Annotated in this window: 4 protein-coding genes; 3 read left to right on the plus strand and 1 reads right to left on the minus strand. The window is 72.7% G+C overall.

From position 1 onward, the window contains the following. Positions 1 to 63 precede the first annotated feature (63 nt). Positions 64 to 3,246, minus strand: coding sequence for a DNRLRE domain-containing protein (locus tag AC5K6T_RS13015; protein WP_493208618.1), 3,183 nt, complete (start codon positions 3,244 to 3,246; stop codon positions 64 to 66). Positions 3,247 to 4,224: 978 nt separating this feature from the next. On the opposite strand from AC5K6T_RS13015, the gene AC5K6T_RS13020 reads away from it, so the two are divergent. From AC5K6T_RS13020 to AC5K6T_RS13030, 3 genes are all read left to right on the plus strand, one after another. Then, positions 4,225 to 11,223 carry a ricin-type beta-trefoil lectin domain protein gene (locus tag AC5K6T_RS13020; protein ID WP_493208620.1) on the plus strand — a complete coding sequence of 2,333 codons (6,999 nt, stop codon included), beginning with the start codon at positions 4,225 to 4,227 and terminating at the stop codon, positions 11,221 to 11,223. A 33-nt stretch (positions 11,224 to 11,256) separates the two neighbouring features. Beyond that, the gene (locus AC5K6T_RS13025; protein WP_493208621.1) at positions 11,257 to 11,679 is read left to right on the plus strand and encodes a DUF7919 family protein; all 423 of its coding nucleotides are present in this window, start codon (positions 11,257 to 11,259) and stop codon (positions 11,677 to 11,679) included. Positions 11,680 to 11,983: 304 nt separating this feature from the next. Beyond that, the gene (locus AC5K6T_RS13030) at positions 11,984 to 12,709 is read left to right on the plus strand and encodes a DUF2470 domain-containing protein (RefSeq protein ID WP_493208623.1); all 726 of its coding nucleotides are present in this window, start codon (positions 11,984 to 11,986) and stop codon (positions 12,707 to 12,709) included. The last annotated feature ends 202 nt before the right edge of the window (positions 12,710 to 12,911 follow it).

A 12,911-nucleotide genomic window follows, 5' to 3' on the forward strand; every position in this document is an offset into this window, starting at 1 on the left:
CGCACCGCGCGACCCGGCCCGCCGCACAGCTGCGGCGGGCCGGGTCGCGCTCCGGCGGGCCGGTCAGCCCAGCGCGGCCGGCCGGGTCCACTCCGTGCCCTCGCCGGCCTCGTCGATCACCTTCCGGGGGCTGCCGTGGGCGGCGCGGCCGCCGGGGTAGACGTAGACGTTGCCGCTCTTGAACATCACCCAGATGTCGGGGATGTCGTCGCCGTCCGAGTCCGGTGTGCCGACCAGCAGCGGGATGTTCCCGGGTTCCCAGGCCGACGCGCCGTAGACGGCGTCGGCGCCGGTGCGGGACGTGGAGGCCAGCCCCAGGGAGAGGATGTCGGTCCCGGTGCCGTCACCGTCCGGCTTGCCCTCCCGCAGGTAGAGACGGCCCGACCCGTAGGTGCGGAAGACCAGGTCCGCGGTGCCGTCCCCGGTGACGTCGTCGACGAGCACGAGGTCGCGGCCGTCCCAGGCGCTGTTGGTCATCTTGTGGGCGGTGGCGAAGCTGCTTCCGCTGTAGCCGGTGAAGATCCACAGCTGGGCGCCGTAGTTGGCGAACAGGTCGGGGCGGCCGTCCCCGTCGACGTCGCCCACGGAGAGGATCTGGGTGAGCTGGTCGGGGGAGGGAGCGTTGTCGGGCAGCAGGACCTGCTGGCGCCGGGTGACGTCGAAGCCGCTGTAGCCGTCGCCCGGGTACACGTACAGCCCGCCGTCGCTCGTCCGGGCCACCAGGTCCTGGACGCCGTCGCCGCCGAACCAGTCGCCGTTGTGGGTGATCAGAGCATCGGTCCAGTACCCGTCCGGCGTCGGCGAGGTGGTGCCGTAGTCGGTGGCGTACGAGGCGTCCATGCCGGAGTGCAGGTCGCCGCGGTCGCTTCCCGGGTAGGCGCGCAGTCGTCCGGTGCCGGTGACGACCAGCAGGTCGGGATGCCCGTCGCCGGTGGTGTCGCCCGCGGTGTCCAGCTCGCTGCGGGGTGACACGTAGAAGCGGTAGGCGGTGGGCTTCGAGGTGTTCGAGACGCCGTCCACCGCGCGGACGTAGAGGATGTTGGGGCCCGCCTGCGGCGGGGTGACCGTCAGGGTCGCCGAGCCGTCGGAGCCCGCGGTGGCGGTGGAGCCGTACCCGGTCCAGTTGAAGCTGTACTCGTACTTCTTGACGTCGCCGGAGGAGGCCAGGCGGAAGGAGCCGGAGGTGCCGAACCGGACCGTCGACCACGTGCTGTCCGTGCCGTCGGCGGCGGGGAAGTCGGTGGAGGTCACCGTCGGCGACGGGGGTGCCTTCTGGTCGACGGTGAAGCGGCAGGGCTCACTGCCGTCCGGGGCGAAGTAGGACACGGCCCCCTCGGCGTCCTTGGAGCGGACGTCCCAGGCGTAGACCTTGCCGTCGGTGAGCTTCTCCCAGGGCACGGGGGCGGTGTTGGCGTAGCCGTTGCTGTCGGTGGTGAGGTAGGTGTCGAGCAGCCGGTGTGCGAAGTCGCCGTCCGGCCACAGGCGGAAGTGCAGGTACTTGAGGTTGCCGTCGGGGTCCGAACCGCGGGCCCGGAACACCAGGTCGGACTTGCCGACCGAGGAGTACGGCGCGTTCAGGTCGCAGTCCGGGCCCGGGGTCATGGTCTGTCCGGTGGGCTGTGCGGGCTTGCGGTTGTACGTCGTCTCGATGTACGGGGAGTTCTCGCCGTTGGCGCGGAACTTCTTCCAGGAGTTGCTGTCGGACTCGTTGTCCGCGCGCAGCCCGAGCGTGATGCTGCCCCACTCCTTGTCGGCCGCCTCCTGGGCCGCCGACTTGATGTCCATCTTGACCCAGCTGTCCGGGCAGCTGCCGGACTTGTAGCCGTGGCCGTTGGTCGCGCTGGACAGGACTCTCGACCAGTTCGGCTGCTTGTTCCAGGTGTTGGAGCCGGAGACGGGACCGGTGAGCCACAGGTTGTACTTGCGGGCGGAGCAGCCCCAGGAGTACGTCTGCAGCACGCGGAAGTACGAGGACTTCACGGTCGCGCCGTCGAGCGAGCTGGAGTGCTCGAAGGTGAAGACGGAACGGGAGAGGCCGCCGGTGGTCGACTCGTAGCCGACCCGGGCCTCGTTGGTGCCGTCGTTGAAGTTCTGCCCGTTGTAGAAGCTGGTCGTCGGGTACCGCTTGTAGAGCAGCGTCCAGTTCTTCTTGTGGCCCTTGAAGGAGGGGTCGATGAAGACGGGGTAGACCGTGTCCGGGCTGTCCAGGAGCGCGCGGTCGGGTGTGACCGCGAGGATGCGGTCGCGGGCGGGGGAGCCGCCGCCGTCCGGTGCGGCCCGCAGGGCGGTGTCCAGCACCGCGTCGTGGGTGCCCGGCTGGGGGCCGGCCAGTCCGGGCAGGCCGAAGGTCCGGTGGACGGATGGTCCGGTCGGTTCGGGCGTCTCCCCGATGGTGACGGCCGGGCGTCCGGCGGAGTCCCAGGCGTAGGGCGTGGGGCTGGTCGCCACCTCCCCGCCGCGGCCGTCGACCGCGCTGACGGTGCGCGACTCCTTGTCGATCCGGAACCTCAGGTCGGGGGACGACAGGCGGTACTCGATCTCCTTGAGCAGCGGGTCCCGGGCCGCCTCGCGGTCGTGGACGACGAGGACGTGGGAGTAGCCGCTGTCACGGGCGGTGAGCAACAGGTCGATGCCAGGCCGGACGTTGCGGTACAGGGCACGTGGTCCGTCGACCACCGGTTCCGGCAGGGCGCCCGGCCAGTCGACGGTCAGCTCGTGGCCCGCCGAGGTCAGCCGGACCATCCTGGTCCAGCGGCCGTCGTCGCCGGTGCCGTCGGTGCCGGGCGACTGGGCGAGGGCCTGCCGAGTCCCCCGGGACGAGCGGCCCTGCGGGGCGCCCGCGCTGAACACCACGGGGTCGTTCACGGCCTTCGCCGCCCAGCCGTCCGGGGTGGACCTCAGCGAGGGGTCGATCTTCTTCCACACACCGTCCACGCGCGCGCGGACGGTGTCGCTGTAGGTACGGGTACGGAGCAGCCCGTCGGGCTGGGCCCAGGTGGTGGAGTCGGGCGTGCGTTCGGCGGTGACCTCGACGTCGGTGCCGGTCTCCCGCGCCTTGCGGGACGCCTCCTCGGCCGTGAGCGGGTGCGGCTTCCGGGCCGGGGCGGGCCGTTCGGCCGTCGCGCCCGGCCGCGCGTCGCGCGTCAGATGCAGTCCCAGCGGCAGGGCCAGCGCCGCGGCGGTCAGTGCCGCGCAGACCGCGGTGAGCCTGCGCCCGCGCCCCCGTCTCGGGCGTCCGCCCGGCACCGGTCTCCTCCGCCGGGTCCCCGGGTCTGCCGCGTCGGGCGGATCCTGCGGATTCTGCTCGTCCTGCGGATTCTGCCCGTCCTGTGGACGCTCCGATTCCGCCGCGTTCCGCGTGTCTTGCGCGTCGGGCGCGTCCGGCTCCTTCATCGAATTCCGCGCACTTCCTTCCGCCGCGGCTCCGTTCGTACCCCCACGGCTGTTCGGCCCCGGCGGAACCGTGCCATCCGGTGAGCTGTCGGAAGCTGTGCCCGGCGGTTGCTCCGGGTCCGGCGCAGCCGGCCGGCTCTCCGGTTCCCGCTGGTTCTTCGAGTCCTTCGAGGCGTCCACTTTCCCTCTCCCCCCTGGGCGCCCGACCGCCGCTCGGACAGCGGTCGGTTTCCGGCCGCGCCCCCGGTCCTGCGTCGTGCCGCGCCCGCGTCCGCCGAAGCGGCCGGCAGCTCCGCCGGTTCCTGCGCGAGTGCCGCTGCGGTGCCAATTTGTGCCAGCAGAGCATGTCTCATCCCCGGGGCGGTCCGCCACGCGGGAGGCGCCGGGCTCCAGGGCGCCCGGTGGCCGGTTCCCGGCGCGGGCGGGAGGCCGTGCGGGCCTGTGACGCCGCTGTGCGCCCGCCTTGGTGACGAGCACGCAGCCGAAAAGCGGGGCAAACAGGACGCGGTGTGTCCGAAAAGTTCTGTGGCGCACCCGAAGTGACGCCCTGTGGGAAATCTGCTGGATGAATTGATTCGATCTTGTTCTTTCGTGATGTCATGTCAGTTCCCCATATGGCGCCGGAGTTCGCTGTCGATCATGTGATTGAAGTCACCGGAGTGGGGGTTCGGCTGGCTTTCGGGGCGACACCCTGCCCAGAATCTGTGCGCAATTTGTCAATTCACTGTGGCCGTTGTGTGGTTCGCAGTGGCTGTGGGGGGAGCCGTCATGCTGCCGTTCTTTCCGGCGCACCCGATGCGTGGATCCGGGGGCGGACGACGCCCCGGAGGCGTGAGAGGAAGACCCGGCGGGCTACGGGTACGCCGGCCCGGCAGACGGGCGGGTGCCCGCCGGACGGGCGCCGTACTCGCCCTCGCGATCGCGGCCTCCGTGCTGCCGGGCAACGCCTGGGCGGTGCCACCGGTCGTGCCGCGCAGCGACGTGCCGCTGACGGCGTTGCAGGAGGACGCACAGGCCCCGCTGGACGAGTCGGCGGCGGCCGGACTCGGCGACTGGGAAGGCGAACTGACGCCGCCCCCCGAGTACAACCCCTCCAGGACGGCCCCGCCCGCCGGGGGCGCGGCGAGCGTCGCCCTGGACGCCGCCGGAACCGACCTCGTGCAGGCGGGCGACCTCCCGGTGCGGCTCGGCCGGGCGTCGCCCACCGAGGCCGACCCCGAACCGCCCGCTCCCACCGGCACCTGGGACGTCGCGGTCGAACCGCGCGCCGGCACCGAGGACGCCGAGGTGGACGGTGCGATCATCACCGTGACCCCGCCGTCCGGCGGCGCCACACCGGTCGATGTGGAGCTCGACTACGGTGAGTTCGAGGATCTCTACGGCACGGAGTGGTCCTCCCGGCTGAAGCTGACGCAGCTTCCCGAGTGCTTCCTGACCACCCCGGAGCTGGAGGAGTGCACGACCGCCCAGGACGTGCCCAGCAGCAACGACCCCGGCGCGGAGACGGTCCGGGCCACGGTCGACCCGGCGACGGCGCAGACCGAGGGCCTGAGCACGCAGGCGGGCGGCGGTCCGGTGGTGCTGGCGGCCACCGACTCCGCCTCCGGCGCGGGCGGCACCTACCGGGCGACACCGCTCGCCCCGTCCGGCACCTGGACCGCCGGAGGCAGCAGCGGCGGCTTCAGCTGGACGTATCCGCTTTCCGTGCCCGCGCCGCCGGCCGGTCCGGCACCGGAGATCTCCTTCACCTACTCCTCGCAGTCGGTGGACGGCAAGACCTCGGTCGCCAACGGCCAGGCGTCCTGGATCGGCGACGGGTGGGACTACCACCCCGGATTCATCGAGCGCCGGTACCGCACCTGCGCCGACGACCGCGCGGACCACCCCAACAACGACAACGCCAAGGACAAGAAGAAGGCCGACCTCTGCTGGGCCGCCGACCGGGTGGTCATGTCGCTCGGCGGTTCCACCGTCGAGCTGGTCCACGACGACACCACCGGCGACTGGGTCGCCGCCACCGACGACGGCTCGCGGATCGCGTACAAGAGCAGGAGCGGCAGCGACAAGAGCGAGCAGACCGGGGCCTACGACGGCGAGTACTGGGTCGTCACCACCCGCGACGGCACCCGCTACTTCTTCGGCCGCAACGACGTCGACGGCTCCGGTACCCGTCCCGTCACCAACTCGGTGTTCACCGTCCCCGTGTTCGGCAACCACTCCGGCGAGCCCTGCCACGCCACCGCGTACGCCGACTCCTCCTGCACCCAGGCCTGGCGCTGGAACCTCGACATGGTCCAGGACGTCCACGGCAACGCCATGGTCGTCGACTGGGCCAAGGAGACCAACCACTACGCCAGGAACGGCAAGTTCAAGAAGCACGTCTCCTACGTCCGCGGCGGCCACCCCCAGCAGATCCTCTACGGCCTGCGCTCCGGCGACCTCGACGGCGACCCCGCCGCCAAGGTCGTCTTCTCCGTGGCGCAGCGCTGCGTCGCCGAGGGCGGGACCGAGTGCTCGGACGCCGAGTTCACCTCGAAGAACTACGAGGACAAGCAGCCCTGGTGGGACACCCCCTCCACACTGAACTGCACCGCGGACGCCAAGAACTGCTACGTGTCCGCGCCGACGTTCTGGACCCGGCAGCGGCTGTCCGCGGTCACCACCTACGCACAGCGCACCGAGGGATCGACCGACCTGTCCAAGGTCGACCGGTGGACCCTGGAGCAGTCCTTCCCCCGGCAGCGGACCGACACCCACCCGCCGCTCTGGCTGGAGTCCGTCACCCGCACCGGCTACGGCACCGACGGCGGCGCCACGACACTCCCCCCGGCGGTCTTCCTGCCCAACGTGGTGGACATGCCCAACCGGGTGGCGCGCTCCGCGGACGACCCGACCCCCGACTTCGACCGGCTGCGGGTGGAGACCATCCGCACCGAGACCGGCGGCGAGATCCAGGTCAGCTACTCCGCGCCGTGCGCGATCGGCACCGGGCCCGACCCGAGGACGAACGGCACCCGCTGCTTCCCCGTCCACTGGTCCCCGGACCCGGACCTGGAGAAGCCCCAGGCCGAGTGGTTCAACAAGTACGTCGTCACCAAGGTCGTCGAACGCGACCGGGTGGCCCGCCAGCCCGACGCCGTCACCACCTACACCTATGAGGGCGACGCGGCCTGGGCCAAGGACACCGACGAGTTCACCAAGCCCGCGCTGCGCACCTACAGCCAGTGGCGCGGCTACGCCTTCGTGGTCGTGAAGAAGGGCCTGACCGCAGGAACCGGCACCGCCGACGCCACCGAGCAGTCGCAGACCCGCACCCACTACTTCCGCGGCATGTCCGGCGACGGGGGCCGGGCCAAGGTCACCGTCAAGGACTCCAAGGGCGGGGAACTGGGCGAGGACCTCCCGCCCTACCAGGGCCGCGCCGCGGAGGAGATCGTCTACACGAAGGCGGGCGGCACCGTCGTCTCCCGGACCGTCGCCGTCCCCTGGTCCGAGAAGACCGCGGCACGCGCCCGGGACGGGCTGCCCGACCTGGAGGCCTGGCGCACCGGCACAGCCCGCTCGGACACCTCACAGACCGTCAGCTCGGGTCACGAGCGCACGGTCCGCACCACCAGCACCCACGACGACACCTACGGCCTGCCCGTCACCACCCACACCCTCACCCTGACCCCCGACGACGAGGGCGACCTCACCACCGGCGACGAGCGCTGCACGACCGACACCTACGTCCACAACCAGGCCAAGCACCTCATCGGCCTGGTGCAGCGCACCCGCACCACCCTCGGCGACTGCGCCGCCGCGGCCACCGCCACCGGCAACCAGGTCGTCGCCGACACCCGCACCTCGTACGACGCGCTCGACGCCTTCGGAGCCGCCCCCGACCGGGGCCTGGCCCGCCAGGTCGACACCGTGGAGGGCGACGGCGAGGGCTGGATCACCTCCTCCCGCGCCACCTACGACGAACTCGGCCGCGTCCTGTCCACCACCGACGCGGACGATCACCGCACCACCCAGCACTACAGCCCGGCCACCGGGGCGGTGTTCACCACCACCGTGACCAACGCCGCGGGGCACACCAGCACCACCCGCGTCGACCCGGGCCGCGGCACCACCCTGTCGGTCACCGACCCCAACGGGCGCAAGGTCAGCAGCTCCTACGACGACCTGGGACGCGTCACGGCGGTGTGGACGCCGTCGCGCCGGCAGGGCACGGACGACCCCGCCTACCGCTACGCGTACGTGGTCAAGGCGGACGAGGCGCCCACCGTCACCACCCGCACCCTGCGTGACGACGGCAGCTACGCCGTGTCGGTGGAGATCTACGACGGCCTGCTGCGCCCGCGCCAGACACAGAGCGAGGCGGCGGGCGGCGGGCGGATCGTCTCCGACACCCTCTACAACGCCTCCGGCACGGTCCGGCTGACCCACAACGGCTACCTCGCCGAAGGGGAACCCGGCAAGGACATCTTCGTGCCCGAGTCGGTCTTCCGGATCCCGAACTCCACCAAGACCGCCTACGACGGCCTCGGCCGCCCGCTGCGCACCACGACCCTCTTCGAGGGCGAACCCGACCACTCCACCGTGTACAAGTACGGCGGGGACTGGACCCTGGTCTGGGAGGGAAAGACCGGTGACGCCTCGTCCACCCGCCTGGGCAGCCGTGCGATCAAGACGTTCACCGACACCCTCGGCCGGACCCGGGCGGTCCGCCACTACACCACCGTCGGGCTGACGGCGGGACGGAACACCCACTACACCTACGACGCGGGCGGCCGCCTGGCCAAGGTCACCGACCCCGAGGGCAACGTCTGGACCTACACCTATGACGTCCGCGGCCGGGTGACCCACCAGACCGACCCCGACATGGGTGAACTCTCCTTCGGCTACGACCGCCTCGACCGGCGCGTCTGGTCCGAGGACGCCCTCGGGCGGCGCCAGTACAGCACCTACGACGACCTGGGCCGCCGCACCGAGCTGCGCGACGACGCGGCCGACGGCCCGCTCGCGGCGAGCTGGACCTACGACACCCTGCCCGAGGCCGCAGGCCGGCCGGTGGCGTCCACCCGCTACTACGACGGCGCCGCCTTCACCACCGAAGTCACCGGCTACGACACCGAGTACCGGCCCACCGGCACCCGGATCACCATTCCGGACACCCCGGACACCAAGGGCCTCGCCGGCAGCTACGCCTACCGCTACGGCTACACGCCCACCGGCAAGCTCCGCAGCGTGGAGCGGCCGGCGACTCCCGGCGGACTCGCCGCGGAGAAGGTGCTCACCCGGTACAACGCCGACGGCCTGCCCGTCGCCACCTCGGGACTCGGCTACTACACCGCCGACACGGCGTACAGCCCGTTCGGTGAAGTGCTGCGCGCCGTCTCCGGGGAGGCCCCGCACCGGGTCTGGTCGACGAACGAGTACGACCCGAACACCGGGCTGCTGGACCGCACGGTCACCGACCGCGAGGCGGAGGGACCGCACCGGGTCCGCGACACCTGGTACGGCTACGACGTCGTCGGGAACGTCACCTGGATCACCGACGTGCGTCCCGACGGCACCCGTGACCGGCAGTGCTTCTCGTACGACCCGATGGGCCAGCTCCGCCACGCCTGGACCGCGGCCACGGGCGGCTGCCCGAAGGAGAACGGCGGCCGCGGGGCCGGCCCCGACCCGGACGACGTCACCGCCGGACCGGACGGTGACGGCTACTGGACGTCGTACGACTTCGACGCCCTCGGCAACCGGACCGCGACGGTCGCCCACGACCTGACCGACCCGGCGCTCGACGACACCTTCAGCTACACCTACGGCGTCACCGACACCAACAACGGCACCCAGCCGGCGAGCACCGTCAAACCGCACGCCCTGACCCGGGTGGACGGGGAGATCAGGACCGCCGCCGGCACCACCTCGTCCGTCGTCACCTACGGCTACGACCCGGCCGGCAACACCGTCCGGCGGAACCTCGACGGCGACGTCCAGACCCTGGACTGGGACCGCAGCAACAAGCTGAGCACCGTCACGGGCAACGGCAACGGCCGCACCACGCTGACCGGGCCGTCCGGCAAGTGCCTCGACGTCGAAGGGCGCCGGACCGCCGACGGCACCCCCGTCCAGCTGTACACCTGCAACGACACCACGGCGCAGGAGTGGCAGCTCACCGGGGACACCGTCAGGGCCTTCGGCAAGTGCGCCACCGCCGACGGCACCGCCCTCGTCCTGAAGAGCTGTGACGGGTCCCCGGCCCAGACCTTCACCCACGGGCAGACCGACGGCTCCCTGAAGAACCCCGCGAGCGGCCACTGCGTGGAGGTGCCCGGCAGCGCTCCCGCCAACGGCACCGACGCCCGGCTCGCGTCCTGCGACGGCACCGAAGCCCAGCGCTGGACCGCCGGGGACACCACCGGATACCTCTACGGAGCCGACGGCAGCCGGCTGATCGAGAAGACCGCGACGACCCGGACCCTGCGCCTCGGCGAGGCCGTCATCACGGTGGACCTCGACGGCACCCCGCTGCACGCGGAGCGTTACTACGGGCAGACCGGAGCCCCGGCGACCGTCCGCGCCACCCGGGGCAAGGCCACCGGCCACACCCTCACCGTGCTGGTCACCGACCACCACAACACCGCCACCGCGGCGGTGGGTCTGGACGGCGGCCAGGACGTCACCCGCCGCAAGTTCGGCCCCTACGGCACCCCGCGGGGCGCCCTGCCGACGGAGTGGCCGGGACGTCAGGGCTTCCTGGGCACGGGCGTCGACGACGCCGCGACCGGGCTGACGCACATCGGCGCACGGGAGTACGACCCCGTCACCGGACGCTTCCTCAGCGTCGACCCGGTCAACGACCTCAGCGATCCGCTGCAGATGAACGGGTACGCCTACGCGGGCAACAACCCGGTCACCCTGTGGGACCCCACCGGTCTGCTGTGGGGCTGGGTGGAGGACTCGATCGACGCGGTCTCCGACTTCGGGGCCGGCGTGTGGAACGGCGCGGTCGACGGCTACTACGACTTCGCCGAGGGCGTCTACTCGATCACCGACGGGCTGGGCTGGACCGAGGGCAAGGCCCAGCAGGTGCGCAACGACCGCTCGGGCAACGGCCCGCTCGGCTTCAGCGTGTACGACACGGTGCGCGGGGACGACCGGGACAGCACCGCCTACAAGGCCGGCCACTTCGTCGGCCGGACGTTCTCCCCGTACATCCCCATGCCGGCCGCGGCGGCGCCCCGGCTCGCCACGGCCGCGGCCAAGAACTCCGGCCGGCTGAGCAGGCTGTTCACGAAGGTCGTCACCAAGATCTTCCGTGAGGAGGTCAAACCCACCACCGTCCGCATCCCGGCCGTGCCCACGGTGGAGAGCGGGCTCTCCTCGGCCACCCGCGGCGGCCTCACCCGCGGCCACGCCCCGCCGCCCACCTTCGGCAAGGGCGTCAGCAACGGCGACCCCATGGTGGTGCGCTGGCCCGGCGGCCGGGCCGACCGGCAGCACGTGGTGTCCGGACACGGAACCTGGGACGTCGTCAACGGCGAGCGGACCACCGTCCCCCGGGGCACCTGGTGCGTGTTCTACTGTGCCGACGGCGCGAAGCTGTCCGACGGGGCGGGCCTCGCGGTGGAGCAGGGCCTGGACGTGGCCCGGTTCGAGACGGTGAAACCGGGCGCGGAGATCCGCGACCTGACCATCCATCCGCCGCGGAGTACCGTGCCGGGCGAGACCATGGTCGTGATGGAGGGCTCGGTCACCACCTCGGAGGCCACCTCGCTGAGCAGCATCCTCAAACCCGACATGGGGCCGGTGCACATCGCGACCTGCCGCGAGTGGTGCTAGGACGACAGACGCGAGAGAGACCAGGGGCAGAGCATGACGTACTACGCGGACCTGACGCCGTACACGTACGACGAGACCGACCGGGACCGTCTGAACGTGGGCTGGCTGGACGACGGGCACCCCTTCCCGGCGGGGCCCGCCGACGAGGAGCTCGGCGGGGCGCTCGCGCACCTGCTGCGCTTCCAGGTCAACGTGACGCGGGGCATGCAGCCCTGTGTGTTCTGCGACCGGGACTTCGTCGAGTTCACCGACGGGGACGGGAACACGTGCCTGCTCGGGGCCGGGGAGATCCACGTCGACGGCGAGGACGGCGCGGCCTTCGCGGCGCCCTCACTGATCGTCCACTACGTCACCGGGCACGGCTACCGCCCGCCGGAGGCGTTCCGCAGGGCCGCCCTGGACTACGCCCGCTACTACGGGCACGGCATGCCGTCCACGGCACCCGGCGGCCGCTGAGCCGGCACCGCACGCCGCGCCCGCGCCGCATCCGCGACGGGCAGGAGCCCCCGGGCCCCTTCACACGAAGGGGCCCGGGGGCTTTTGGCGTTCCCCGGGGCGCCGACGCGGTGGCCCGCCCCGGCGCCGCGATGCGGGCGCGGCGCCGGCACGCTTCCCGCGCCGCGGCCCCCGGCGGGGCCGGCGCCGGAGGCCCGCTCCGCCCGGTGCGCGGCGGGGAACGTACGGCCGAGGGGTGAACCGCGCTTGGCGGCAGCCGTGATCTCGGATAGGTTAGGCGAGCCTTACCTAAGGAGGAGTTCGGATGGGTGACAGCCACCACTGGACGGCCGCGCCCGGCGCGGCGGAGCAGGCCCGGTCGGTGCCGGTCGCGGCCTGGTCGTGCACCGTGACGGCGGAAGGCGGCCGCGAGGAGCTCGTCGGCGCGCACACCGTCACCGAGGACGGCCGCACGCTCCTCAGACTCCCCGAGGACAGCCCGCTGCGCGCCGCCGCGATCTGCGCGCCGCGCGGCGAGCCGTCCGCCGTCCTGGAGTTCGCCGACGTCGCCCCCGTCCCCGTCCGCCACCGCGTCCGCGCCCGGCTCTGGATCGCCGGCCGGCTCACCGGCGAGGACGGCGGACTCGCCCTGCTGCCCACCCGCGTGGTGCTGCGCCGCGCGTCCGGCGCCGAACTGGTCGCCGTCGAGGACTTCGCGGGCGCCCGGCCCGACCCCCTGGCCGCCGCCGAGGCCCAGTTGCTGACCCACCTGGCCGACGCGCACGCCGACGCCGTGGACCGGCTCACCCGCCTCGTCGCCCCCGACAGCCTGCACGGCGCGGTCCGGGTCCGCCCGCTCGCCGTCGACCGGCACGGCCTGACCCTGCGCATCGAACGCGCCCGCACCCACGGCGACGTACGTCTGACCTTCCACCGGCCCGCGGACACCGTCGCCCAGCTCACGGAGCGCATGCACGTCCTGCTCGCCCAGGCCGCCGCGGCCGGCTGCCCCCGCACCCTGCAGCGCCACCGCGCGGACGGCGACGGATGACACCGCCCGGCGGCCCGCCCGGCGGCCCGCCCGGCGTCCTCCGCCGCCGTCCACGCGGAACACGCCCGCCGTGCCCGGCCGCCGGCTCGCCGGGCACCAGGGCCGGCGCCCGTGCGGCGGCGGCGCGGACCGCCTGCGCAAGCCCCGCCCCGCCCCGCCCCGCCTCGCCGAGCCGGTGCCGACGGCCTCGGTGCGGCGCGCC

The organism is Streptomyces sp. B8-7, assembly GCF_058833805.1.

What these genes read in the sequence shown, in the direction of transcription:
- AC5K6T_RS13025 (WP_493208621.1), top strand. Translation starts at nt 11,257, where the DNA reads ATGACGTACTACGCGGACCTGACGCCGTACACGTACGACGAGACCGAC.
- AC5K6T_RS13030 (WP_493208623.1), top strand. Translation starts at nt 11,984, where the DNA reads ATGGGTGACAGCCACCACTGGACGGCCGCGCCCGGCGCGGCGGAGCAG.